We start from the raw sequence: 23,083 nt of genomic DNA, 5'->3' as shown, positions 1-23,083 counted from the left end.
AGAGGTTGAATCGTTATAAGGCAGGAGTGTTATCAAAACGTCACCTCGGGTGCCGCCGGCACCGGGGACGGCTCGCCCTCACGTCTCGGACCGCTGTCTCGTCGGGAGAGTGGACCCGGAGGACAGGAGACGACCACCATGACCGCGACACAGGAGCACACCGAGGAGATCCGGCGACGGCTCGGCTCGATCGCCGTCGCGCTGCGCGCCAAGGACCTCGACGCGCTGCGCGAGGTCTACGCGGCCGACGTCGTGTCGTTCGACGTCGAGCCGCCGCTGCAGCACGTCGGGATCGAGGCGAAGCTACGGAACTGGGTGCGGGTGTTCGACACCTTCGCCACCGTCGACTACGAGCTGCGCGACCTCACGCTCACCGTCGACGACCGCGTCGCCTTCGGGCACGCGTTCGGCCGCCTCAGCGGCACCCTCGCCGACGGCACGGCCGTGCCCGGCATGTGGGTGCGCGGGACGTTCGGCCTGCGCCGCGACGGCGACCGCTGGGTAATCGCGCACGACCAGGTCTCGGTGCCGCTCGACGTCCGCACGGGCGCCGGGATCACCGACCTCGAGCCCTGACCGCGCGGTGCGGCGCCCGCGACCGCTCAGGGCAGGGTGAACAGCACCCGTCGCTCGGGGACGGACGCCGCGGCGAGCGTCGCGCGGACCCGCTCGCCGAGGGGCAGGTCGGCGCCGTCGACGCGCGCTCGCACGGCGGGCTCGGTCAGCATCACCTCGCCGCGCTGCACCCCACCCTCGGCCTCGTCCTTGGCCGGCCCGCGGACGTCCACGACGACGGCGTCGAACCCCTCACCCTCGCGGCCTGCCAGCAGGGCGGCCTCGATGATGTCGACGCTGCCCCGTTCGAAGGCGCCCGCGGTGCGGGACGCCGCCGCCATGGTCTCGGGCAGGGCGGGCAGCACCTCCGCCACCCAGGCGGGGACCTCGCGGCCCGCGCCGTGCGCGAGGCACACCTCGGTGGCGTAGCGGTCGGCGAGCCGCCGCAGCGGCGCGGTGACGTGGGCGTACTCGGCGGCGATCGCCGCGTGCCGCGCGTCGGCCGGGAGCGCCACCGGCGCACCGCCGTCCGGCCCGGGAACCCCGAACGCCAGGTAGCCCGCGCCACGGAAGAGCGACGTCGCCTCGGCGAGGAAGGCCGCGTGGGCCGGGCGGCGCGACTCCAGGGTGGGCACGAGCTGCGCGTAGGAGACGTCGGCGGACCAGTCGATGCCCAGCGCGGCCGCGGTGCGGCGCAGGCGCGCGACGTCGCGGTCGTCGGCGGGCGGCAGCGTGCGGAACAGGCCGACGCCGGCCTCGCGCATCATCGCCGCGGCGGCGATCCCGGTGAGCAGCGAGATCTGGGCGTTCCAGCCCTCCACGGGCAGCGTGCGGCGCAGCTCCAGGGCGAAGGTCCCGCCGTCCTGCGGCACGATCTCCTGCTCCGGCACCTCGAGGGACACCCCGCCGCGGTCGCGCTCGCGCGCCTGACGCAGCCGCCCGACGTCGGCCAGCAGCGCGAGCGACTCGGACGCGGTGCCGGCGTCGAGGTGCGCCTGGGCCTCGCCGTAGGTGAGGCGAGCGCGCGAGCGGACCGTCGCGCGCGTCACGGAGGCGCTGGTGATCTCGCCGTCCGCGTCCAGCCCGATCGTCCACAGGACGGCCGGGCGGTCCTCGTCGGGCAGCAGGCTCGCGGCCCCCTCGGACAGGACGGTCGGGTGCAGGGGCGTGCGGACGTCCGGGCCGTAGACCGTGGTGCCGCGGCGGTGGGCCTCGGCGTCGAGCGCGCCCCCCGGAGCCACGAAGGCGGCGACGTCGGCGATGGCGTACCGCACGATGTAGCCGCGTCCCGACGACGCGACGTGCACCGCCTGGTCGAGGTCCATCGAGCCGGGCGGGTCGATGGTCACGAGCTCGACGTCGCGCCGGTCCTGCCGCGCCTGGACGCCGTCGACCGCCGACCCGCCGCTCTTCGCTGACTCCTCGGCCTCGTCGCGGACGGCCGCGGGGAACATCGCGGGCAGCCCGACCTCCGCGCGGAGGGCGGCGAGGGCGTCCGCGACCTCGGCCGGGCCGGCATGGGCGAGATGGAGCTGACGCGTCGGCACGGCTCGACGGTAACGGCGGGCCGTCCTGGCCGCGCGCGGAGGGTGCGTGGCGTGCGTCCCGTTTTCGACAGGCTCCGCCGCGGCCAGATATCTTGATGTCAAACAATCTCTCGTCCATCACTGCCCTGCCTAGGGAGCATCGCCGCATGACCACCGAGTCCCGGCCCGAGGCCGCCACGATCATCTACACCCACACCGACGAGGCGCCGCTGCTCGCGACGTACTCGTTCCTCCCGATCGTCGAGGCGTACGCCGCCCAGGCCGGGGTCACGCTCGAGACGCGCGACATCTCCCTCGCCGGTCGCATCCTGGCCCAGTTCCCGGAGCGCCTGAGCGACGACCAGCGCATCGGCGACGCCCTCGCCGAGCTGGGCGCGCTGGCCACCACCCCCGAGGCCAACATCATCAAGCTGCCGAACATCTCGGCCTCCCAGCCGCAGCTCAAGGCCGCGATCGCGGAGCTGCAGGGCCAGGGCTACGACATCCCCGACTACCCCGAGGACCCGCAGACCGACGCGGACAAGGACGTGCGCGCCCGGTACGACAAGGTCAAGGGCTCGGCCGTCAACCCGGTGCTGCGCGAGGGCAACTCGGACCGCCGCGCCCCCGCCTCGGTGAAGAACTACGCCAAGGCGCACCCGCACCGCATGGGCGCCTGGTCGCCCGACTCCAGGACGAGCGTCGCGACGATGAGCTCCGGCGACTTCTTCTCCCACGAGAAGTCGGTCGTGATCCCCGCCGACGACACCCTGACCATCCGTCTGGTCACGCCGGCCGGCACCTCCGTCCTCAAGGACGGCCTCAAGGTCGAGGCGGGCGAGGTCGTCGACGCGACGTTCATGTCCGTCGCGGCGCTGAACACCTTCCTCGCCGAGCAGGTCGCGCGCGCCAAGGCCGAGGGCGTGCTGTTCTCCGCGCACCTCAAGGCCACGATGATGAAGGTCTCGGACCCGATCATCTTCGGCCACGTCGTGCAGGCCTTCTTCCCGGCCCTCTTCGAGAAGTACGGCGACCAGCTCAAGGCCGCGGGCATCTCCCCCAACGACGGCCTCGGCGGCCTGCTGGCCGCCGTCGACACGCTGCCCGACGGCGCGGCCATCAAGGCCGCCGTCGAGCAGGGCCTCGCCGACGGGCCGGCGCTCGCCATGGTCGACTCCGACCGCGGCATCACCAACCTGCACGTGCCGTCCGACGTCATCATCGACGCCTCCATGCCCGCGATGATCCGCGGCGGCGGCCACATGTGGGGCCCGGACGGCAAGGAGCACGACACCCTCGCCGTCATCCCCGACTCCTCGTACGCCGGCGTCTACCAGACCGTCATCGACGACTGCCGCGTCAACGGCGCCCTCGACCCGGCCACGATGGGCTCCGTGCCCAACGTGGGCCTCATGGCCAAGAAGGCCGAGGAGTACGGCTCGCACGACAAGACGTTCGAGATCCCGGCCGACGGCACCGTCGAGGTCGTGGACGCGGCCGGCGACGTGCTGCTGAGCCACGACGTGCAGGCCGGCGACGTGTGGCGCGCGTGCACCACCAAGGACGTCGCCATCCGCGACTGGGTCAAGCTCGCCGTGAACCGCGCCCGCGCCACCGGCTCCCCCGCCGTGTTCTGGCTCGACGCGCAGCGCGCCCACGACGCGCAGCTCATCGCCAAGGTCGAGGAGTACCTGGGCGACCACGACACCGACGGCCTCGACATCCACGTGATGGCGCCGGCCGAGGCGACGGCGTTCTCGCTCGCGCGGATCCGCCAGGGCCTCGACACCATCTCGGTGACGGGCAACGTGCTGCGCGACTACAACACGGACCTGTTCCCCATCCTCGAGCTGGGCACCTCGGCCAAGATGCTCTCGGTCGTGCCGCTGATGAACGGCGGCGGGCTCTTCGAGACCGGCGCCGGCGGCTCCGCCCCGAAGCACGTGCAGCAGCTGCTCGCGGAGAACTACCTGCGCTGGGACTCGCTCGGCGAGTTCTTCGCGCTGGCCGCGTCGTTCGAGCACCTGGCCACGGCCACCGGCAACGCGCGCGCCCAGGTGCTCGCGGACACCCTCGACCGCGCCACGGGCACGTTCCTCGACCAGGACAAGTCCCCGACGCGCCGCGTCGGCGGGATCGACAACCGCGGCTCGCACTTCTACCTGGCGCTGTACTGGGCCCAGGAGCTCGCCGCGCAGTCGGACGACGCCGAGCTGGCCGCCGCGTTCGGCCCGCTGGCCGCGTCGCTCGCCGAGCAGGAGCAGACGATCGTCGAGGAGCTCGTCGGCGTGCAGGGCTCGCCCGCCGACATCGGCGGCTACTACCGCCCCGACGCGGTCAAGGCCGCCGCGGTGATGCGCCCGTCCGCCACGTTCAACACGGCGCTCGAGGCCCTCTGACCCCGAGCACCTGACGCCGGGGCCCTGGCCCCCGCGAGGTGGTCAGCAGGGGCGGTCCGCATCCGTGCGGGCCGCCCCTTCGCGCCTCCTCGGCACCTCACCAGGACCAGCCGCGGGAGCTGAGCTCCAGCTCCTCGCGCAGCCGCTCGGCGGACTCGGCGCGCTCGCCGGCACGCCGCGGCAGGTCGACGACGCCCAGCCCGGCCAGGCGGCACGCCTCGCGCAGCAGCGCGTCGTAGGCCTCCTGGGCCGCGCGGGCGTGGTGGGCGCGGGCGTAGACCTGCGGGTCGTCGTCGATGGCGCGCAGCTCGCGGGCCAGCTCCCCCAGGCGCACCTGGACGGTGAGGGTGAGCAGCGGGTCGGCGACGGCCGGGCGGCGCCGGCGCGACCGCCGCGCGACGGCCTCGCGATGCGCGCGCGAGCGCAGCCACGACCGGGCGGCGACCGTCGCGAACGCCACGACCGCCGCCGTCACCAGCGCCAGCTGCCACGTCATCGGAGCACCACCTCCGCACCCTTTTTCAGCCTATGCCGGGCGCGGCGCGCACGCGACAATCGGCGACATGCCAGCGCATCGGCCCCTCCTGGCGACGGTCGTCGCGGTGGTCGCGCTGCTCCTGGCGGCCTGCGGCTCCCGGGTGCCGCCGCCGGCGGCGGAGCGGGCGTCGTCGCAGCCGGTGGTGCTCGCGGCCGCCGAGGCGCTGCCGGCGGGCGCGACCGGCAGCGTCGACGTCGGGGGGCGCCCCGTCCAGGTCCACGTGCCGCCCGGGTACGACCCCGCGCGCCCGGCCCCGCTCGTCGTCGTCCTGCACGGCTTCGGCTCCGGCACCGCGCGCGTGGACGCCGCCCTCGGGCTCCGCGACGAGGCTCTCGCGCGCGGCGTGCTCTACGCCCTCCCCGAGGGCACCGAGGGTCCCGACGGGCGCCGCTTCTGGAACGCGAGCGACGCCTGCTGCGGTGCGGACCGCGGCGGCGTGGACGACTCCGCCTACCTCGCGCTGGTGATCCGCACGCTCGAGGCCTCCTACGCCGTGGACCCCGGCCGGGTCGCCGTCGTCGGGTACTCGAACGGTGGGTTCATGGCGTACCGCACGGCGTGCGACCACGCCGACCTCGTGGCGGTCGCGGTGTCGCTCGCGGGCGCGATGCCGGCCGACGACCGCGCCTGCCGTCCCTCGCGCGCGGTGAGCGTCGTCCAGGCGCACGGCACCGCCGACACCGTCATCCGCGCGGGCGGCGGGGTCCGCGACGGGCACGCGTACCCGGCGGCAGCGGAGTCCGCCGCCGCCTGGGCCCGCCTCGACGAGTGCGACCCGACGCCCACCTCCGCCGCCGCCGGGCGCGACCTCGACGGCGCGATCCCCGGCCCCGAGACCACGGTGACGACGTGGGCCCGATGCTCGGGCGGCACGTCGGTCGAGCTGTGGTCGATCGCGGGCGCCGGCCACGCCCCCACGCTCACCGGGGCGTTCGCGACGACGGTGCTCGACCTCGTGACGCGCGAGCGCTGAGCCGTCTGCCCACCCGTCCGCCCACCCGTCCGCGGACGACCAAGGTTCGCCTGGCCTTGCTGGCGCGGCACGGGAAGGCTCTCTAACCTGGAATAGTTCAAGAGAGCGATCGTCAACGGAAGCGAGGTTCATCCATGACCACTCCCACGATGAAGCGCAGCACCCCCCGGGCCGAGGCGTCCGACAAGCTCCGCGCCCACCTGCAGCGCGTGCTCGTCGCGCTGGTCGACCTGCACGTCCAGGGCAAGCAGGCCCACTGGAACGTCACGGGCCGCGGGTTCCGCGACCTGCACCTCCAGCTGGACGAGCTGGTCGACGTCGCCCGCGAGCACAGCGACACCGTCGCCGAGCGGCTCCGCGCCCTCCAGGCCGTGCCGGACGGGCGCACGGAGACCGTCGCCACCACGACGGACCTGTCCCCGTACCCCGCCGGCCTCGTGTCCGTCGAGGACACCGTCGACGCGATCGTCGAGCGCGTGGCGCAGACCGTCGAGGTCGCGCGCGAGGTGCACGACGACGTCGACGCCGAGGACCCGACGACGGCCGACCTGCTGCACGAGATCATCACCGACCTCGAGAAGCAGGCGTGGATGATCTCGTCGGAGAACCACGAGGTCTGAGCCGGCCCGCGGGCGACCGCCCGGCCCCGCTCACGACGACGGCGCGTCCCCGCCCGGGGACGCGCCGTCGTCGTACGTAGGGCTCGCGCCGGTCAGATCACGCCGAAGGCGATCATCGCGTCGGCCACCTTGGTGAAGCCCGCGATGTTGGCGCCCACGACGTAGTCGCCGGGGGCGTCGTACTCGTCCGCCGTGGCGAGGCAGCTGTCGTGGATGTTGGTCATGATCTCCGCGAGCCGCGACTCGGTGTGCTCGAAGCTCCACGAGTCGCGGGACGCGTTCTGCTGCATCTCCAGCGCCGAGGTGGCCACGCCGCCGGCGTTGGCCGCCTTGCCCGGGCCGAACAGCACGCCGGCGTCGCGCAGGAGCCCCACCGCCTCGGGCGTCGTGGGCATGTTGGCGCCCTCCGCGACGGCGCGCACGCCGTTGGCGACGAGCTGCTTGGCGTCCGCCTCGGTGAGCTCGTTCTGCGTGGCGCACGGCAGCGCGACGTCGGTGGGGACGTCCCAGATGCTGCCGTCGGTCACGAGGCGCGCGCCCTGGCGACGCTCCACGTAGTCCGCGACGCGGCCGCGCTCCACCTCCTTGATCTCCTTGAGGAGGTCGAGGTCGATGCCCGCCTCGTCGACGACGTAGCCGGAGGAGTCGGAGAACGTCACGACGCGGCCGCCGAGCTGCGTCGCCTTCTCGGCCGCGTAGATCGCCACGTTGCCGGAGCCGGAGACCGAGACGCGCCGGCCGTCGAGGCTCTCGCCCTGCGTGCCGAGCATGCTCTGCGCGAAGAGGACCGCGCCGTAGCCGGTGGCCTCGCGCCGCACGAGCGAGCCGCCCCAGGTGAGGCCCTTGCCGGTGAGCACCCCGGACTCGTAGCGGTTGGTGATCCGCTTGTACTGGCCGAACAGGTAGCCGACCTCGCGGGCGCCCACGCCGATGTCGCCCGCCGGCACGTCCGTGTACTCGCCGATGTGGCGGTACAGCTCGGTCATGAACGACTGGCAGAACCGCATGACCTCGCCGTCGGAGCGGCCGCGCGGGTCGAAGTCGGAGCCACCCTTGCCGCCGCCGATGGGCAGCCCGGTCAGCGCGTTCTTGAAGATCTGCTCGAAGCCGAGGAACTTCACGATCCCCAGGTACACCGAGGGGTGGAAGCGCAGGCCGCCCTTGTACGGGCCGAGGGCCGAGTTGTACTCGACGCGGAAGCCGCGGTTGATCCGCACGCGGCCGGTGTCGTCGACCCACGGCACGCGGAAGATGATCTGCCGCTCGGGCTCGCAGATGCGCTCGAGGACCGCGGCCTCCACGTACTGCGGGTTCTTGCGCAGCACCGGGCCCAGCGACTCGAAGACCTCACGCACGGCCTGGTGGAACTCCACCTCGCCGGGATTGCGGCGCAGCACCTCGGCGAACACAGGCTGCAGACGGTCTTCCATCGGGGCTCCTCCCGGTCGGTGGGGACGCGCCCGCGGGCCCGGGAGGGGCGGCACGGCACACGCACGTCCCTCGCAGGGTAGCCGACCGGCGAGACGCCATCTCACGCGGCGAGACGCGTTGGCCCGCTCTCCGGCGTCCCCGCAGGAGATCTCTCCCGTCGACCGGGCCGGTGACACGAGAGATCACGCCGCCGAGGGCCGCCGACGGCGAAAGCCCCACCGTGGCGGACCTCTCAACGACCGTGGGCGCGCGGGGGTGCGACCCCGGTCGGGACCGCACCCCACGCGCGCCCACGGCGCTCCGTGCTCAGCCGAAGATGCGCGGCAGCGTGCCCTCGTGCGCCTCGCGGGCCTCGTCCAGCGGCACCGTGAAGGTCTCGCCGTCGAAGCCGCCGGCGACGACCAGCGCGTCGCCGGCGGTGCGGCCGAGCCGCAGCACGGGGACGCCGGCGGCCTCGGCCACCGCGACCAGCTCGGGCTCGTGCTCCGTGTCCACGGCCACCAGGGCACGCGCGGTGGACTCGCTGAACAGCGCGGCGAACGGCGAGACGCCGTCGCGGCCGGTGACGCCGTCGAGCGCGACGTCCGCGCCGACGCCGTAGCGCAGCGACGCCTCGACCAGGCCCTGGGCGAGGCCGCCCTCGGACAGGTCGTGCGCGGCGGCGACGAGGCCCTGCTCGCGGGCGGCGACCAGCGCGGACGCCAGCGCCTTCTCCGCGGCGAGGTCCACGCGCGGCGGCAGGCCGCCCAGGTGCCCGTGCTCGACGTCGGCCCACGCGGAGCCGTCGAGCTCGTCGGCCGTGCGGCCCAGCAGCAGGATCGACAGGCCCTCTTCGCGCCAGCCGGACGGGACGGCGGTGCGCACGTCGTCGATCACGCCGAGGACGCCGACGACCGGCGTCGGGTGGATCGACGAGTCGATCTGGCCCGGCTCGCCCGTGCCGTTGTAGAGCGACACGTTGCCGCCGGTGACCGGCACGCCCAGCTCCTGGCAGGCGTCCGCGAGGCCCTCGATCGCCTCGACGAGCTGCCACATCGAGTCCGGGTGCTCCGGCGAGCCGAAGTTGAGGCAGTCCGTCACGGCGAGCGGCGTGGCGCCGGCCGTCGCGACGTTGCGGTACGCCTCCGCGAGGGCGAGCTGCGCGCCCGTGCGGGGGTCGAGCTTGCCGTAGCGGCCGTTCGCGTCGGTCGCGAGGGCGACGCCGCGGCCCGTGGCCTCGTCGACCCGGACCACGCCGCCGTCGTCGGGCTGGGCGAGCGCCGTGTTGCCCTGCACGAAGCGGTCGTACTGGTCGGTGACCCACGCCTTGGAGGCGAGGTTGGGCGACGCGAGCAGGCGCAGCGCCGTGGCGCGCAGCTCGTCGGCCGACGTCGGACGCGCCAGGCCGGCCGCCACCGTGGTGTCGGCCTGCAGGCCGTCCTGCCACGCCGGGCGGTCGTAGGGGCGCTCGTAGACCGGGCCCTCGTGCGCGACCGTCCGCGGGTCGACGTCCACGATCCGCTGGCCGTGGTGGTCGATGGTGAGGCGGCCGGAGTCGTTGACCTCGCCGATCACGGCAGTCTCGACGTCCCACTTGCCGGTGATCGCGAGGAACTGCTCGAGCTTCTCCGGCGTGACCACCGCCATCATGCGCTCCTGCGACTCCGACATGAGGATCTCGCCGGCGTTGAGCGTGGGGTCGCGCAGCAGCACGTCGTCGAGCCAGACGTGCATGCCGCCGTCGCCGTTGGAGGCCAGCTCGCTCGTGGCGCAGGAGATGCCCGCGGCGCCGAGGTCCTGGATGCCCTCCACGACCTTCGCGGCGTAGAGCTCCAGGCAGCACTCGATGAGCACCTTCTCCATGAAGGGGTCGCCCACCTGCACGCTCGGCCGCTTGGCCGGCACGCCGTCCTCGAAGGTCTCCGAGGCGAGGATGGAGGCCCCGCCGATGCCGTCGCCGCCCGTGCGGGCGCCGAACAGGACCACCTTGTTGCCCACGCCCGTGGCGTTGGCGAGGTGGATGTCCTCGTGGCGCAGCACGCCGAGACACAGCGCGTTGACGAGCGGGTTGCCCTGGTAGGAGCCGTCGAAGACGAGCTCGCCGCCGATGTTGGGCAGGCCGAGGCTGTTGCCGTAGCCGCCGACGCCGCTGACGACGCCGTGCACGACGCGGGCCGTGTCGGGGTGGTCGACGGCACCGAAGCGCAGCTGGTCCATGACCGCCACCGGGCGCGCGCCCATCGAGATGATGTCGCGGACGATGCCGCCCACGCCGGTCGCGGCGCCCTGGTACGGCTCGACGAACGACGGGTGGTTGTGCGACTCGACCTTGAAGGTCACCGCCCAGCCGTCGCCGACGTCGACGACGCCGGCGTTCTCGCCGATGCCGACGAGCAGGTGCTCCTTCATCTCCTCGGTGACGCGCTCACCGAACTTCTTCAGGTGCACCTTGGACGACTTGTACGAGCAGTGCTCGGACCACATCACGGAGTACATGGCGAGCTCGGCCGCGGTGGGGCGGCGCCCGAGCAGGTCGCGGATGCGCTGGTACTCGTCCGGCTTGAGCCCGAGCTCCGCGAACGGCTGCGCCTCGTCGGGCGTGGACGCGGCGAGCTCGACGGTGTCGAGCTGCGGGCGGGGGGCGGACACGGCTTCAGCGCTGTCGGCAGCGGCGGTCATCAACTTCCCTCGGGTCGCACGAGTACAAGCACGGGTGGCCGGAATGCTCCGGGTGCTCGGACCGGGTGATCGCCGCACCGCCTCGCGGTGCCGGTATCCGGCATCGGTCCGGGCGGGGGGCGCCACACGGCGCACCGCCAGTCTACCGGCGCCCGCGGGCCCTCCCGACGGCACCGCTAGGGTGCCCGCATGAGCGCCCCGACGCGGCACGACCAGCGGCGGCCCGAGCCCCCGGAGCACGTGGGCCCGGCCGACCTCCTCGCCTTCTGCTGCGAGCTCGCCCTGCTCGCGCTCCTGGCCGTGTCCGGCTGGCGCCTCGGTGCCGCCGTCGGGGGCGGCGCGGGGTCCGTCGTGGCCTCCGTCGTCCTGCTCGTCGCGCTCCCCGCCGCGGCCGTGGCGGTGTGGGGCCGGTGGCTGGCGCGCACCACGCGCCACCGGCTTCGCCAGCCCTGGCGGCTCGTCGTGCAGGCCACGCTCTTCGTGGCGGCCGGCGCACTCGCCGCGGCCGCGGGCCTGCCCGCCTGGGGCGCGGGGGTCGCCGTCGTCGGCGTCGTGGCGTTCGCGCTGACGCGCGAGGCCTGACCGCCCTCCTCCTCCCGCGCCGGGCAGGATGGGCTCAATGCCGATCCTGCCGACCGACCGCGACCCCCGGCTGATCACGGTGCGGCGGGGCGGGTCCCTCACCGACGACCACCACCGGATGCTGGCCGCGTGGGCCGTGGCCTGCGCCGACCACGTGCTGCCGCTGTTCGAGCGGGAGGCTCCCGACGACCCGCGCCCGCGCGACGCGCTCGACGTCGCGCGCGGCTGGATCCGCGGCGAGGTGCCGATGCGCGAGGCGCACCGCACCGCCTTCGTCGCGAACGCGGCCGGCAAGGGGCGTCCCGACCCGGCGCGGTTCGCCGCCCTCGCGGCGGGGCAGGCGGTCGCCGTCGCGCACGTCGCCGCGCACGACCTGGGTGCCGCCGCCTACGCGATCCGCGCCGCGAGCGCCGCGGCCCCCGCCGACGAGGCGGAGGCCGCGCGCCTCGCCGAGCGCGACTGGCAGCGGGAGCAGGTGCCGGCGGAGCTGCTCGCCCTCGTCCTGGACGACCAGCGGGCGCGCAGCGCGATCTGCTGGGACGTCTTCGACGACTGACGACGGCGCCCCGACCTGCCCGGCCGGCCCGTCAGCCCTTGACGGCCCCCGACGCGAGCCCTGCCACGTAGTACCGCTGCAACGCCACGTACAGCACGACGCACGGGATCATCGCGACCACCGACCCGGCGGCCAGGAGCCCGAAGTCCACCTGGCCGTACGCGCCCTGCTGCAGGTTCACCAGCGACACCGGCAGCGTGTAGAGGGACGAGTCGGTGAGGAACGTCAGCGCGCCGAGGAACTCGGTCCACGACGCGAGGAACGCGTACAGCGCGGCGGTCGCCGCGCCCGGCACGACGAGCGGGCGCAGCACCGACACGATCATGCGCACGGTGCCCGCGCCGTCGACGTGGGCCGAGTCCTCGATCTCGCCGGGCACGGACTCGAACGCGTTGCGCATGACGAACACGCAGAACGGCAGGTTCACGGTCGTGTAGAAGAGCACGAGGCCGAACAGGCTGTCCGTGAGCCGCATCGCGTTCATCTGCAGGTACAGCGGGGTGAGGATGGCCTGGAACGGCACCATCAGCGTGACGAGCACCAGGCCGAACAGCAGCCCCCGGCCGCGGAAGCCGAACTTGGCGAACCCGTAGCCGGCGAGCGTCGCCAGGACGGCGGTGAGCACCGCCGTCGAGACCGACACGACCACCGAGTTCACGATGCCGCGCCAGATCTCCGGCTGGTCGAGGATGAGCCGGAAGTTGACCCACGACAGGTCGAGGAACCGCCCGTCGGGTGCCTCGACGACGACGTCGCCCGGCTGCCCGGCCCGGACGAGGGCGAGCACCAGCGGCACCACGAAGACGAGCGCCGCGAGGATCCCGCCGACCGCGTAGAGCGTGCGGCGCACGCGGGTGTCGCGCTCGGGGCCCGACGGCCGGGTGGCACCGGAGGACGGCCCGCGCCCGGTGGCGGCGCCCCCGGCGGGGCCGGGGAGGTCGGCCGTGGGGGCCGTGCCCGTGAGGCTTGCCGTGCCAGCCATGTCAGCTCCTCTCCCGCAGCAGCCAGAACTGCGCCGCGGTGACCAGTCCGGTGATGACGACCAGGACGAGCGACATCGCGGTCGCCGCCCCCAGCTGCAGCTGCACGAAGGCCCGCCGGTAGATCGCCATCACCACGGTGGTGGTGTCGGAGCCGGGGCCGCCCTGGGTCAGGATGTAGAACTGCGTGAACGCGAGCAGCGACCCGATGACCGACAGCACGACGGTCATGGCGATGGTGCGCCGCAGCATGGGGACGGTGATCGAGCGCTCCCGGACCCACCAGGACGCGCCGTCCAGCTCGGCCGACTCGTAGACCTCGCGAGGGATGCCCTGCATCCCGGACATGAGCAGCACCATGGTCAGGCCCGACACCGCCCAGATCACCATGACGCACAGCAGCCCGGTGGCGAGCGGCCCGTCGACGAGCCACGCCGTCGTGCCGTCGGTGATCCCGAGGGCCTTGAGCACCACGTTCACCATGCCGCTGTTGGGCTGCGCCTCGAGCAGCATGAGGAAGCTCAGCGTGGTGAGGCCGACGACGTACGGGACGAAGAAGATCGTCCGCAGCACGGTGGCGCCGCGGCGGTTGGACCGCACGACGACCGCGAGCGTGTAGCCGAGCACGAGGATCGGCAGCGTGACGATCGCGGTGTACAGCAGCGTGTACCCGACGGCGCGCCAGAAGGTGGGGTCGGTGAGCACGGACGCGTAGTTCTCCAGGCCGACGAAGCGCCACGGCCCGATGAGCGGCAGGTTCGTGAAGGAGATCCCGACAGCGGAGACCAGCGGCACCAGCACGAACACGACGACGAACGCGACGGCAGGTGCGACGAGCAGCAGGCCGGTGCGGGCGGGGTGCGTGAGGGTGCCGTGCCGCCGGGCGGGCCGGCGGGCCGCTCCGGGTCGGCCCGCGGCGGTGGGCGGGGCGACGGCCGGGGTGCTCATGCCTGGGCCTGCCGCAGGATGCGGTCGTACGTGGTCTGGGCCTCGTCCATGGCGGCGTCGACCTCCCCGTCGAAGACGGCCCGGCGGAACATGCGCAGCCAGGGTCCGTCCTGCTGGTTGTAGATGAGGTTGTAGGCGAGCGTGGTGGGGGCGTACCCGGAGTCGAGCGCCTTCAGCGTCGGCGTGACGAGCGGGTGGTCGGCCTCGAACCCGGGCGTCACGACGTCGGAGCGGATCGGCGAGTAGAACCCGTCGGGCATCCGCGCCTGCTGCTCCAGCGCGACGGCGAACCGGACGAGCTCGGCGGCCCCCTCCGGGTTCTTCCCGCCCGCGGGCATGCACAGGTTGTCGCCGCCGTCGAAGAACGCGCGGCCGCCGTCCGGCCCGGGCAGCAGCACGACCTGGCTCCGCTCGAGCAGCTCGGGCGAGGCGTTGGGTGCGACGACCCCGTACCCGGCGGGGAACATCCCGAGCCGGCCGGCCACGTAGTCGGCGGACCAGCGCGACGCGTCGTCGGCGAAGCAGCCGGGCGGCACCAGCTTCTCGTCCCAGAGCGTGCGCTCGAGGTCGAGGGTGCGGCGCAGCGCGTCGTTCCCGGCGACGTTCCCGCGCTGGTCCCCGACGTCCCCCGCGATGAGGTCCGTGCCCGTGGCCCACACGTGCGGCTGCACGGTGAACCCGAGCGCACCGGAGGCGTTGCCCGGGTACGACCAGGCGTACGTGTCGTCGTCGAGCGCGGCGATCGCGCGGGCCGCCTCGAGGATGCCGTCGAACGACGCCGTGTGCTCGGCGACGTCCACGCCCGCCCGGTCGAACAGCTCGGTGTTGCAGAACAGCACCGAGAAGTCCCCCAGGAACGGCACGCCGTAGTGCCGGCCGTCCTTGGTGGCCAGCGCCAGGTGGCCCGGGCTCAGCGCGTCGCCGAGGCCGAGGTCCTCGACGAGCGGTGTGAGGTCGGTGAGCACGTCGCGGAACGCGAACATCGTCGAGTAGATGTCGTCGATGTCGATGACGTCGGGCACCCGCCCGCCGCGGATGGCGGTGGCGAGCTTGGTCACGTACTGCCCGCCCTGGATCGGGGTGAGCCGGACCCGGACGCGGTCCTGCGCCGCGTGGAACGCGTCCACCACGGCCTGCACCCCGTTGATCGTGTCCGAGCGGCACCACATCTCGACCGTGCCGCGGGCCCCGTCCCCGAACCCGGGGGCCCCGACGTCGACGGCGGCGACCTGGCCCGCGCACCCGGCCAGTCCCACACCGGCGGCCGTGGCGCCGCCCGCGCCGAGCAGCGCGAGCAGCTGCCGTCTGGTGAGCTCCATCGCTCTCCTCCTCCGCGCCCGCGGGCGCCGCGTCTGCGTCCCGCGGGCGGCGGTGCCCGCGGGGGGCGGGGCGCCCGGTGGCCGGGCGCCCCGCGCGAGGTGCTGCCGGTCAGGCCACGGGGACCCAGACCCGCATGGCCTGCGGGCCGCGGTTGGCCCACAGGTGGTACGGGATCGCCCGCAGCGTCACCGTGCCGGCGGCGGCCGGGGCCGGCGCCGACGCCGCCCGGTAGGGGCCGTCCCCCGCGGCGGTCGCGGGCCGGCCCTGCACCGTGCCCGTGGCGGTCACGACGACCACCCCGCCCAGCAGGTCGGGCCGCTCCTCCTCGCCGAGCGGGCCGGCGACGTCGATCCGCACGTCGTCCACGACGGCACCCGGGTCCTGGTCGTCCTGCTCCAGGGCGTACACGAGCGGGCCGCGCTCGACGGCGACGCAGCCGCGCACGTCGTCGACCCGCGGGTCGGCCGCGGTGAGGCGGGGCGTCACGGGCAGCTCGAGCACGACGGCGTCGCCCGCCGCGAGAGGGCGGCCCACCCTCGCGTAGGCACCCGCCCCGACCGGGGCCCCGTCGAGCGTGGCGCCCTCGGCCCAGCCGGGCACGCGCAGCGCGAGGCCCGCGCCCGCGGGCGCCTCCTCGACGTGCAGGGTCACGCGCCCCTGGTGCGGGTACCGCGTCTCGACGCGCACGCGCAGCGTGCCGCCGGGCAGCGCGGCCGCGATCGTGCCGGGCGCGTACTGGTGGACCTGGAGCGCGTCGTCGGCCACCGTGGCGAGGTAGCCCTCGAGGCTGGACAGCGTCCGCATGATGTTGGGCGGGCAGCAGGCGCAGCCGAACCACGGGCGGCGGCCCGCCGCGGGGTTCCGCTCCTCCTCCGCGTGGGCGCCCGTGCGCACCTGGAGCGGGTTGACGTAGAAGTACTCGGTGCCGCCCAGCGACAGGCCCGCGAGGAAGCCGTTGAGCAGCATCCGCTCGATCTGGTCCGCGTAGCGCACGTCGCCCGTCGCGAGCAGCAGGCGCCACGCCCACTGCACGCCGCCGATGGCGGCGCACGTCTCCGCGTAGGCCCGGTCGTTCGGCAGCTCGTGCGGGTCGCCGAACGACTCGCCGTCCCAGCGGGAGCCGAGCCCGCCGGTGAGGTACTGCTTCCCGTCGACCATCGCCGCGTACTGCCGCTCGAGCGCCGCGAGGAGCTCGCGGTCCCCCGTCTCCACGGCGACGTCGGTGGCGCCGGCGCCGAGGTAGACGGCGCGCACGGCGTGTCCCTCGACCGTGGTCGCCTCGCGGACGCGCACGCGGTCGGAGAAGTAGGTGGGCTGCTTGCCGTGGCCCGCGATGATACCGGTGCCCCGGGCCTCGACGAACCAGCGCGCCAGCTCGAGGTAGGCGGCGGTGCCCGTCTCCCGGTAGAGCTCCACGAGGGCCGACTCCACGACCGGGTGGCCGTCGACCTCGCGCAGCCGCCCCGGCCCGTCCCCGAACGTCTCGACGAGGTGGTCGGCGAGGCGGACCGCGACGTCGAGGAGCTCGCGCCGCCCGGTCGCGCGCACCTGCGCCACCGCGGCCTGGAACAGGTGGCCGGCGCAGTAGTGCTCGTGGCTCCACGGCAGGTCCGAGTAGCGCGGCACGTCGCGCAGCTGCGGCACGGAGTCGAGGTAGCCGTCCGGAGCCTGGGCGCCCGCGACGGCGCGGGTCACCTCCAGGATGTCGGCGAGCAGCGCCTCGTCGGGCTCGCGCCCGTACTCCCACGCGGCCGCCTCGAGCCACTTGTGCACGTCGGAGTCCGCGAAGACCGGCCCGGTCGCCTCGCCCTCGGCGAGCCCCGCCGCGACCTCCAGGTTGCGCAGGTTCCCGTACTCGCGCAGGTGCCCCAGGCCCTCGGGCACGGACGCCGCGCGGTTGACCCGCAGGCGGTGCCCCCAGAGCCCGCCGTCGACGGTCGCGCTGCCGGGCGGCAGCGGACGCAGGGCCGCGATCGCCGCCGCGGTGGGCTCGGCCGGCCCGCGGTCGGTCCTGAACGTCGTCGTCGTCATGCGCCTCTCCCTCGAGGAAGGAAACTAGGAATCCGTTTTCCTTACCGTAGGGAGAGACACCGAAGCCGTCAACCACCATCTTCACAGGCGATATCGCGTACCATCGACCCGTCCGCCCGCCGCGGGGCGGAACATCAGGAAACTTCGAGGAGGTCCTATGGCGGAGGCTCCGGGCGTCGTGCGGATCACCGACGTGGCCGCACTGGCGGGGGTGTCCCCCAGCACCGTCTCGAAAGCCCTCAACGACACCGGCTCGCTGCGGCCCGCGACGCGCGCCCGCGTCCGCGAGGCCGCCGAGCGGCTGGGGTTCGTGCCGGACGCGCAGGCCCGGTCCCTCTCGGCGCGGCGGAGCTTCACCGTCGGCCTGCTGAGCACGGACTCCGCCGGGCGCTTCTCGCTGCCCGTGGTGCTCGGCGCGGAGAACGCCCTCGTCGGCGGGCGGATCTCCGCCCTCCTCGCCACCGCCCGGCACGACCCCGTGCGCGAGCAGCACCACGTGCGCAGCCTCGTCGCGCGCCGCGTCGACGGGATCATCGTCACCGGCCGCACCACCGACTCCCGGCCGCCCATCCAGGTGCCGATGCCCGTGGTCTACGCCTACTCGCCGTCGCAGGACCCGCAGGACGCCTCCGTCGTCCCGGACGACACCGCCGGGATGGCCGCGCTCGCCGCGCACCTCGTCTCCCTCGGCCGGCGCCGGGTCGCGTACGTCGGGGGGCGCGGCGACCAGGCCGCGTCGACGCTGCGGCACGCGGCCCTCTCCGCAGCGCTCGCGGAGCACGGCGCCCAGCTCGTCGGCGAGCCGCTGTTCGGCGAGTGGTCCGAGCGGTGGGGCCGGCTCGCCGTCGACCTCGTGCTCGGCGACCACCGCCCCGGGGACCCGCTCCCGGTCGACGCGCTCGTCTTCGCCTCCGACCAGCTCGCCCGCGGCGGCTGCGACCGGCTCCGCGACCGCGGCGTGCGCGTGCCCGAGGACGTCGCCGTCACCGGCTACGACGACTGGGACGTCATGGCCCTCGCCAGCCGGCCGCCGCTCACCACCGTGGACCCGCAGCTCGACCGGCTCGGCCAGCGGGCCGCCGAGCTGCTGCTCGCGGCCATCGACGGCCGCCCCGCGCACGGCACGGAGCTCTCGCCACCGCGGCTCGTCGTCCGGGCCTCGACGACCGGCGACGCGTGACCTCCGCCGACCCTGCCGGTCAGGGCCGCACGGCCGCCGCGGGGTCGAGGGCGGTCGCCGCCGCTGCCGCGGCCCCGAGGAGCAGCCCCACCCGCGTGTGCGGGAGCGCCAGCCCCCGCTCGCGCCAGCGCTCGCCGCGGCGGTAGGCCCACTTCTCCGCCGCCACCGCGACGACCGCCGCCACCACGACGGCGGCACCCACGGCGACACCCACGACGGCCGGGTCCGGCAGCGGGTCGGCCCCGTCGAGGCCTCCGTCGCCGACCAGCACGTTGTCGTCCCGCTCGGCGTCCTCGACGGCGCCGTCGACGACCGGCGCCGCGCCGGGCCCCTCGAGGTCACGCAGCTCGTCGCGCACCTCCCGGACCCCGTCGAGCGCGGACCGGCCCTCCTGGGTCACGGCCATGCCGAGGGCGACCCCGCCCGCCAGCACCCCGGCCTTCGTCAGGGCACGCGCCCATCGGGGACCGACGACGTCCGGCACGGCGTACCAGGCCAGGGTCGTGAGGCCCGTGATCGCGACGCTGCGGGCGTCGATCCGTCGGCTGTCGGCCGGCGTCTCCATGGGTCACCTCCGGGTGAGGGGCTGAAAGTCCTGAGCGTCCCGAGGTCGTCGGACCGCACCCGGGACAACGCCCAGGGCCGAGGGCGAGTTCCTGTACCCCCCGACGGCCGATCCGGGACCTGCGGAGATGACCTCTGCTTGACCATTCTGCCCGCATCTTTGACCCAGGTCACGACCAGGTGACGCTTCTCCGTGAGCCAGGCCACGACGACCGTCCGGACCGCCAAGGGTTTTGTCTTTTACCACAAGGTGGTTTGATTCGCTCGTGGAACTGCTTCGAACCTTCACCCCGGGCGCCTTCGCGTACGGGCTGGCGTCCTGGTCGTGGCTGGGGGTCCACGGCAAGACGCCCCGATTCACGACCGTCTTCGGCGACGTCTTCCTCGAGTCCCTGGAGGGGTGGTGGTTCCTCGACACGATCGAGGGGTCGCTCGAGCTCCGGTGGTCCAGCGCGGTCGAGATGTACACCGAGCTCGAGTCACCCGACGGGCGCGCCGACCTCCTCCTCGAGGACCTCTGCCGGGACGCCCTCGACGCGGGCACGGTCCCGCGCGCGGACGAGGTGCTCGCCTTCTCGCCGCACCCCGCGCTCGGCGGCCGGCTGCACGTCGACTTCGTGGCGCCCGTCCGGTTCGAGCTCGCGCTGCGACTGACCGGCGAGATGCACCACCAGCTGCGCTCGTCGCTCGACGCCACGCCGTCCCCACTCCTGCTCGGGCACGCCGACGCGCCGCACCCGGTCCCCGTGCCGGCGCCCGCGCTCGACTGGCAGCGCATGCCTGGACGGCGACCGTGACGCACCTGTGACCTGCCCGGTCCGCCCAGCGGATGCACGAGCGCCGTACCTGTCGTCTCCTGGGAGAGGCACGGATGAGGCGGACCGTGGGAGGTAGGCATGAGACGGGTGCTCGTCGTCGGGCTCGTCGTAGGAGTCGCGGACGGAGCCCTGCTGGGCGCGTCGGCGGCGCTGGGCTGGACGTGGGTGGCGTGGGCCGCCCTGCTGCTCGGGCTCGGGGGCGCCGCGCTGGTGGCCCTGGCCGTCCCGCCGCCGCGCGTCTCGCGCCCGGCCACCGTGACCCTCGGGCTGCCGCTGCGTGACGAGCAGGCCGCCGAGGCGCCCGTGCTCGTCGAGGTTCCTGCCGAGGTCGCCGTCGCCGCCCCGGCCGACGCTCCCGCGGCGGCGCCCGCCGAGGACGCCCCCGCCGCCGTCGGGCAGTACCCGCAGCCGGTGCGAGCCGCCGGGGAGCCGACGCCCGCCGCCGCCTGACGCACCCGCGCGCACGACGACGCCGCTGGGGCCCGGCGAGACATCGTCTCGCCGGGCCCCAGCGGCGTTCGCGCGACCGACGTCAGGAGCGCTTCTGCTTCTTGAGCGCCTTCTCGCTGATCGGCGCCGTGCCGTCGGCACGCTGCTGCGCGTAGTAGGCGCGCGCCTCGTCCTGCCGCTCCGCCTCGATGCCCGACGCGATGACGGCCCGCAGGTGCTCCGGCCCGTAGCCCCACGCGTCCACCAGGTCGACGGCGTGCGGGCGCAGGCGGTCGAGCAGGCGGTCGACGTACGACGTCACCGTGCGCGCACGCTGCACGGACAGGCGCCCGTTGAGCAGGTACCAGGCGAGGTTGCGCTCGATGAGCGTGAGCCCGAAGACGTCGCGCACCCACGTCATGACGCGGCGGGTGCCGGCGTCCTCGACCTGCTCGAGCGCGTCGGTGAACGCCGACCACCGCAGCAGGTCCGCGTGCGCCCGGGCGGCCTCGACGAGCTGCACCTGGTTCTCGTCGAAGATCCGCGCGGCGGTGACCGGGTCGGCCTTCTGCGCGGGACGCAGGGCCATGGCGACGTCCTCGACGATCGTCGCGACGCGGTCGGCCAGCAGCTCGCGCTGGGTCTCGGCGTCGCGCAGGTGCCCGGCGGCGCGGCGCGGGTCGCCGACGTCGGCGATCGCCTGGCCGGCCCGGCGCAGGCCGGTGCGGTGCAGGGCGGCGTCCGCGGCCCGGTCGACGACGAACCGGGCGATGCCGGCCGGCGTCGACGTCGCGCCCTTGAGCGCCTTCGCGTAGTCGCCCACGAGGCGCTTCGCCACGAGCTGCAGCAGCACCGTGTTGTCGCCCTCGAACGTGGCGTACACGTCCATGTCGTGGTGCAGGCTCGTGATGCGGTTCTCGGTGATGAAGCCGGCACCGCCGCAGGCGACGCGCGCCTCCTGCAGGGTCTCGAGGACGAACGTCGTCGACGTCGCCTTGAGCGCCGCCGCCATCGTCTCGAGGTCCTCGCGGTGCTCCGGGGTGTCCTTCTCGCCGGAGAACACGTCGTCGAACAGGTCGAGCAGGCGGTCGTGCGCGAAGTGCGTCGCGTACGTCTCCGCGATGCGCGGGAAGAGGCGGCGGCGGTGGGTCGCGTAGTCCAGCAGCACCGTCTCCTCGATCGGCGACGCCGACGTGAACTGCCGGCGCTCGGCGCCGTACTTCACGGCGATGGCCAGGCCGAGCTTGGACGCCGTCGACGCCGCGCCGTCCAGCGACACGCGGCCCTGCACGAGCGAGCCGAGCATCGTGAAGAAGCGCCGCCCGGGGCTGTCGATCGACGACGAGTACGTGCCGTCCGCGGCGACCGCGCCGTAGCGGGCCAGCAGGTCGGAGCGCGGGATGCGCACGTGGTCGAAGGCGAGGCGCCCGTTGTCCACACCGCGCAGACCGCCCTTGAGGCCGTCGTCGTGCCCGCTGATCCCCGGCAGGAACTCCATCGTCTCCGGGTCGCGCACCGGCACGTAGAAGCAGTGCACGCCGTGGTTGACGCCGTTCGTGATCAGCTGCGCGAAGACGGTCGCCGCCGTGGCGTGCACGGCCGCGTTGCCGAGGAACTCCTTCCACGCCGCGCGGAACGGCGTGTGGATCTCGAACTCCTCCGTCTCGGGGTCGTACGTGGCCGTCGTGGCCACCGACGCGACGTCCGAGCCGTGCCCGATCTCCGTCATCGCGAACGCGCCCGGCACGGTCAGGTCCATGGCGCCCGGCAGCAGGCGGTCCTGCTGCTCCGGGGTGCCCAGGTGCAGGATCGCCGAGCCGAACAGGCCCCACTGGACGCCCGCCTTGATCTGCAGCGACGGGTCGGCGACGGCGAGCTCCTCGAAGCCCGCCAGGTTCGCGCCCGGGGAGTCCGCCCCGCCGAGGCGCGTCGGGTAGCCGAGCCACACCTGGTGCTTCGGGTCGGTCGCGAGCAGCTTCATCTGCTCGAGCACGCGCTCGCGGTGCTCCGCCATCGACAGCGACTCGTCCTTCCAGAAGGTCGGGTCGGTCGAGCGGGCACGGGCGTGCCGGCGCCACTCCGGCCACCGGCCGAGCAGCTGCTCGGACAGGCCGGCGACGTCGACGCGCGCGGTCGCCTTGGCGGAGGACGGCGCGGGGGCGGACGCGCCGGCGGTGGCGTGCGTCGTCGCGGGGCGGTCGGACGTCGTGGTCATCGGTTCTCCTGCGGTTGTGCGGGGTCGGAGGTCAGGGAGGTCTGGGGAGGCGTCGCGCCCTCGTGGTGGAGGACGCCGACGGGGCCGGTCCACAGCCAGAGCGTCACCTGCTCGGTGAGCTCCTCCCGGGTGAGGCGTCCGGGGCCCTCGTGGCCCAGCCACCACTCGCCGGCGCCGCGCACGAAGCCGACGGCGCCCGCGGCCCACGCGGCGGCGAGGCCGGGCGCCACCTGGACGGCCCGGGCGAACGGCTCGGCCACCAGCTCGATGACGGAGTCGAGGTACGCGCCGAGCGCCTCGACCTGCCCGGTGCCGGCGGCTCCCGGCGCGGGCTCGTTGCCGCCGATGGCGGTGCGCGTCACGAACCAGTAGACGTTGGGCGAGTGCTCGATCATCTCGAGGTAGACGCGGACCATCGCGCGCAGCGCGGCGTGCGGGGTGGGCGCTGCCTCGGCGGCCTCGCGGAGGGCGTCGTGCATCGTCGCGACGACGTGCGCGGACACGGCGAGGCGCAGCCCTGCCTTGTCGTCGAAGTACCGGTAGACGATCGACTTCGACGTGCCCGCCTCGGACGCGATCTCGTCCATCGAGACCCCGGGCCCGCCGCGGTGCACCGCCTTGCGCGCGGCGTTGACGAGCTGCGCCCGCCGCGCGGCACGATGATCGTCCCAGCGCGTCGAACGACCGTCGAGGGCCGATCGAGATTCCTGGTTCGAGCGGGCGTCGAGCTGCTCTGCGGCCGTCATCGGCCGCACCTTGT

General features: G+C 74.3%; 20 protein-coding genes. 9 read left to right on the top strand and 11 right to left on the bottom strand.

The genetic code is table 11. The features are described 5' to 3' along the window. Positions 1-138 precede the first annotated feature (138 nt). Complete coding sequence (locus ACFU9A_RS05110; RefSeq protein WP_430574180.1) at positions 139-576, top strand: YybH family protein; 438 nt, start codon at positions 139-141, stop codon at positions 574-576. A 26-nt stretch (positions 577-602) separates the two neighbouring features. Here ACFU9A_RS05110 and ACFU9A_RS05105 read toward each other — a convergent pair whose 3' ends face one another. After that, complete coding sequence (locus ACFU9A_RS05105; RefSeq protein ID WP_430574179.1) at positions 603-2,102, bottom strand: RNB domain-containing ribonuclease; 1,500 nt, start codon at positions 2,100-2,102, stop codon at positions 603-605. A gap of 146 nt (positions 2,103-2,248) precedes the next feature. Here ACFU9A_RS05105 and ACFU9A_RS05100 point away from each other — a divergent pair, with 146 nt between their 5' ends. Next, entirely contained in the window at positions 2,249-4,480 is a 2,232-nt protein-coding gene (locus ACFU9A_RS05100) for an NADP-dependent isocitrate dehydrogenase (protein WP_430574178.1), read from the top strand. A gap of 97 nt (positions 4,481-4,577) precedes the next feature. On the opposite strand, the gene ACFU9A_RS05095 is transcribed toward ACFU9A_RS05100, so the two are convergent. Beyond that, the gene (locus ACFU9A_RS05095; RefSeq protein WP_430574177.1) at positions 4,578-4,976 is read right to left on the bottom strand and encodes a hypothetical protein; all 399 of its coding nucleotides are present in this window, start codon (positions 4,974-4,976) and stop codon (positions 4,578-4,580) included. 67 nt (positions 4,977-5,043) lie between these two features. Between ACFU9A_RS05095 and ACFU9A_RS05090 the strand changes: the two genes are divergently transcribed. After that, positions 5,044-5,991, top strand: coding sequence for an alpha/beta hydrolase family esterase (locus ACFU9A_RS05090; protein ID WP_430574176.1), 948 nt, complete (start codon positions 5,044-5,046; stop codon positions 5,989-5,991). Positions 5,992-6,125: 134 nt separating this feature from the next. Further along, complete coding sequence (locus ACFU9A_RS05085; RefSeq protein WP_430574175.1) at positions 6,126-6,611, top strand: Dps family protein; 486 nt, start codon at positions 6,126-6,128, stop codon at positions 6,609-6,611. Between the two features lie 92 nt (positions 6,612-6,703). Here ACFU9A_RS05085 and gdhA read toward each other — a convergent pair whose 3' ends face one another. Beyond that, positions 6,704-8,041 carry an NADP-specific glutamate dehydrogenase gene (gdhA, locus tag ACFU9A_RS05080; protein ID WP_430574174.1) on the bottom strand — a complete coding sequence of 446 codons (1,338 nt, stop codon included), beginning with the start codon at positions 8,039-8,041 and terminating at the stop codon, positions 6,704-6,706. A 307-nt stretch (positions 8,042-8,348) separates the two neighbouring features. Next, positions 8,349-10,700, bottom strand: a complete 2,352-nt coding sequence (gene purL, locus ACFU9A_RS05075; RefSeq protein WP_430574173.1) for a phosphoribosylformylglycinamidine synthase subunit PurL — start codon at positions 10,698-10,700, stop codon at positions 8,349-8,351. Between the two features lie 189 nt (positions 10,701-10,889). Between purL and ACFU9A_RS05070 the strand changes: the two genes are divergently transcribed. Beyond that, positions 10,890-11,282, top strand: a complete 393-nt coding sequence (locus ACFU9A_RS05070) for a DUF2568 domain-containing protein (protein ID WP_430574172.1) — start codon at positions 10,890-10,892, stop codon at positions 11,280-11,282. Positions 11,283-11,319: 37 nt separating this feature from the next. Beyond that, the gene (locus ACFU9A_RS05065; protein ID WP_430574171.1) at positions 11,320-11,838 is read left to right on the top strand and encodes a putative immunity protein; all 519 of its coding nucleotides are present in this window, start codon (positions 11,320-11,322) and stop codon (positions 11,836-11,838) included. 31 nt (positions 11,839-11,869) lie between these two features. On the opposite strand, the gene ACFU9A_RS05060 is transcribed toward ACFU9A_RS05065, so the two are convergent. The 4 genes from ACFU9A_RS05060 to ACFU9A_RS05045 all read right to left on the bottom strand — a co-directional run bounded on the left by ACFU9A_RS05060 (position 11,870) and on the right by ACFU9A_RS05045 (position 17,117). Continuing rightward, complete coding sequence (locus ACFU9A_RS05060) at positions 11,870-12,820, bottom strand: carbohydrate ABC transporter permease (RefSeq protein ID WP_430574170.1); 951 nt, start codon at positions 12,818-12,820, stop codon at positions 11,870-11,872. A 1-nt stretch (position 12,821) separates the two neighbouring features. Then, on the bottom strand, positions 12,822-13,766 hold the full coding sequence (locus ACFU9A_RS05055; protein WP_430574169.1) for a carbohydrate ABC transporter permease: 945 nt from the start codon (positions 13,764-13,766) through the stop codon (positions 12,822-12,824). Then, positions 13,763-15,085, bottom strand: coding sequence for an ABC transporter substrate-binding protein (locus ACFU9A_RS05050; protein WP_430574168.1), 1,323 nt, complete (start codon positions 15,083-15,085; stop codon positions 13,763-13,765). Before ACFU9A_RS05050 ends, ACFU9A_RS05055 begins: the two co-directional genes overlap by 4 nt. 109 nt (positions 15,086-15,194) lie before the next feature. Next, positions 15,195-17,117: a glycoside hydrolase family 127 protein gene (locus ACFU9A_RS05045; protein WP_430574167.1), complete on the bottom strand. Its 1,923-nt coding sequence runs from the start codon at positions 17,115-17,117 to the stop codon at positions 15,195-15,197. 157 nt (positions 17,118-17,274) lie between these two features. Between ACFU9A_RS05045 and ACFU9A_RS05040 the strand changes: the two genes are divergently transcribed. Further along, positions 17,275-18,297, top strand: coding sequence for a LacI family DNA-binding transcriptional regulator (locus ACFU9A_RS05040; RefSeq protein WP_430574166.1), 1,023 nt, complete (start codon positions 17,275-17,277; stop codon positions 18,295-18,297). Positions 18,298-18,316: 19 nt separating this feature from the next. Here ACFU9A_RS05040 and ACFU9A_RS05035 read toward each other — a convergent pair whose 3' ends face one another. Then, positions 18,317-18,862: a hypothetical protein gene (locus ACFU9A_RS05035; RefSeq protein ID WP_430574165.1), complete on the bottom strand. Its 546-nt coding sequence runs from the start codon at positions 18,860-18,862 to the stop codon at positions 18,317-18,319. Positions 18,863-19,127: 265 nt separating this feature from the next. Between ACFU9A_RS05035 and ACFU9A_RS05030 the strand changes: the two genes are divergently transcribed. Together ACFU9A_RS05030 and ACFU9A_RS05025 are read left to right on the top strand one after the other, a co-directional pair. Beyond that, positions 19,128-19,658: a hypothetical protein gene (locus ACFU9A_RS05030; RefSeq protein WP_430574164.1), complete on the top strand. Its 531-nt coding sequence runs from the start codon at positions 19,128-19,130 to the stop codon at positions 19,656-19,658. 99 nt (positions 19,659-19,757) lie between these two features. Then, positions 19,758-20,129: a hypothetical protein gene (locus ACFU9A_RS05025; protein ID WP_430574163.1), complete on the top strand. Its 372-nt coding sequence runs from the start codon at positions 19,758-19,760 to the stop codon at positions 20,127-20,129. A gap of 82 nt (positions 20,130-20,211) precedes the next feature. On the opposite strand, the gene ACFU9A_RS05020 is transcribed toward ACFU9A_RS05025, so the two are convergent. Both ACFU9A_RS05020 and ACFU9A_RS05015 read right to left on the bottom strand, forming a co-directional pair. Beyond that, positions 20,212-22,323, bottom strand: a complete 2,112-nt coding sequence (locus ACFU9A_RS05020; protein WP_430574162.1) for an acyl-CoA dehydrogenase — start codon at positions 22,321-22,323, stop codon at positions 20,212-20,214. Next, the gene (locus tag ACFU9A_RS05015) at positions 22,320-23,069 is read right to left on the bottom strand and encodes a TetR/AcrR family transcriptional regulator (protein WP_430574161.1); all 750 of its coding nucleotides are present in this window, start codon (positions 23,067-23,069) and stop codon (positions 22,320-22,322) included. The genes ACFU9A_RS05020 and ACFU9A_RS05015 overlap by 4 nt, the downstream gene beginning before the upstream one ends. Positions 23,070-23,083: the final 14 nt, after the last annotated feature.

Origin of the sequence: Isoptericola sp. NPDC057653 (assembly GCF_042799955.1) — a bacterium.
GTDB lineage: Bacteria > Actinomycetota > Actinomycetes > Actinomycetales > Cellulomonadaceae > Isoptericola.
Note: the sequence above shows the minus strand (reverse complement) of the source record. Positions and strands in the feature narration are given on the sequence as shown.

Bases quoted from the DNA above. Each gene is read 5' to 3' on its own strand.
- ACFU9A_RS05085 (WP_430574175.1), top strand. From the start codon at position 6,126: ATGACCACTCCCACGATGAAGCGCAGCACCCCCCGGGCCGAGGCGTCC.
- ACFU9A_RS05095 (WP_430574177.1), bottom strand. From the start codon at position 4,976: ATGACGTGGCAGCTGGCGCTGGTGACGGCGGCGGTCGTGGCGTTCGCG.
- ACFU9A_RS05045 (WP_430574167.1), bottom strand. From the start codon at position 17,117: ATGACGACGACGACGTTCAGGACCGACCGCGGGCCGGCCGAGCCCACC.
- ACFU9A_RS05015 (WP_430574161.1), bottom strand. From the start codon at position 23,069: ATGACGGCCGCAGAGCAGCTCGACGCCCGCTCGAACCAGGAATCTCGA.
- ACFU9A_RS05100 (WP_430574178.1), top strand. From the start codon at position 2,249: ATGACCACCGAGTCCCGGCCCGAGGCCGCCACGATCATCTACACCCAC.
- ACFU9A_RS05050 (WP_430574168.1), bottom strand. From the start codon at position 15,085: ATGGAGCTCACCAGACGGCAGCTGCTCGCGCTGCTCGGCGCGGGCGGC.
- ACFU9A_RS05110 (WP_430574180.1), top strand. From the start codon at position 139: ATGACCGCGACACAGGAGCACACCGAGGAGATCCGGCGACGGCTCGGC.
- gdhA (WP_430574174.1), bottom strand. From the start codon at position 8,041: ATGGAAGACCGTCTGCAGCCTGTGTTCGCCGAGGTGCTGCGCCGCAAT.
- ACFU9A_RS05065 (WP_430574171.1), top strand. From the start codon at position 11,320: ATGCCGATCCTGCCGACCGACCGCGACCCCCGGCTGATCACGGTGCGG.
- ACFU9A_RS05020 (WP_430574162.1), bottom strand. From the start codon at position 22,323: ATGACCACGACGTCCGACCGCCCCGCGACGACGCACGCCACCGCCGGC.
- ACFU9A_RS05035 (WP_430574165.1), bottom strand. From the start codon at position 18,862: ATGGAGACGCCGGCCGACAGCCGACGGATCGACGCCCGCAGCGTCGCG.
- ACFU9A_RS05040 (WP_430574166.1), top strand. From the start codon at position 17,275: ATGGCGGAGGCTCCGGGCGTCGTGCGGATCACCGACGTGGCCGCACTG.
- ACFU9A_RS05055 (WP_430574169.1), bottom strand. From the start codon at position 13,766: ATGAGCACCCCGGCCGTCGCCCCGCCCACCGCCGCGGGCCGACCCGGA.
- ACFU9A_RS05025 (WP_430574163.1), top strand. From the start codon at position 19,758: ATGAGACGGGTGCTCGTCGTCGGGCTCGTCGTAGGAGTCGCGGACGGA.
- ACFU9A_RS05090 (WP_430574176.1), top strand. From the start codon at position 5,044: ATGCCAGCGCATCGGCCCCTCCTGGCGACGGTCGTCGCGGTGGTCGCG.
- purL (WP_430574173.1), bottom strand. From the start codon at position 10,700: ATGACCGCCGCTGCCGACAGCGCTGAAGCCGTGTCCGCCCCCCGCCCG.
- ACFU9A_RS05060 (WP_430574170.1), bottom strand. From the start codon at position 12,820: ATGGCTGGCACGGCAAGCCTCACGGGCACGGCCCCCACGGCCGACCTC.
- ACFU9A_RS05070 (WP_430574172.1), top strand. From the start codon at position 10,890: ATGAGCGCCCCGACGCGGCACGACCAGCGGCGGCCCGAGCCCCCGGAG.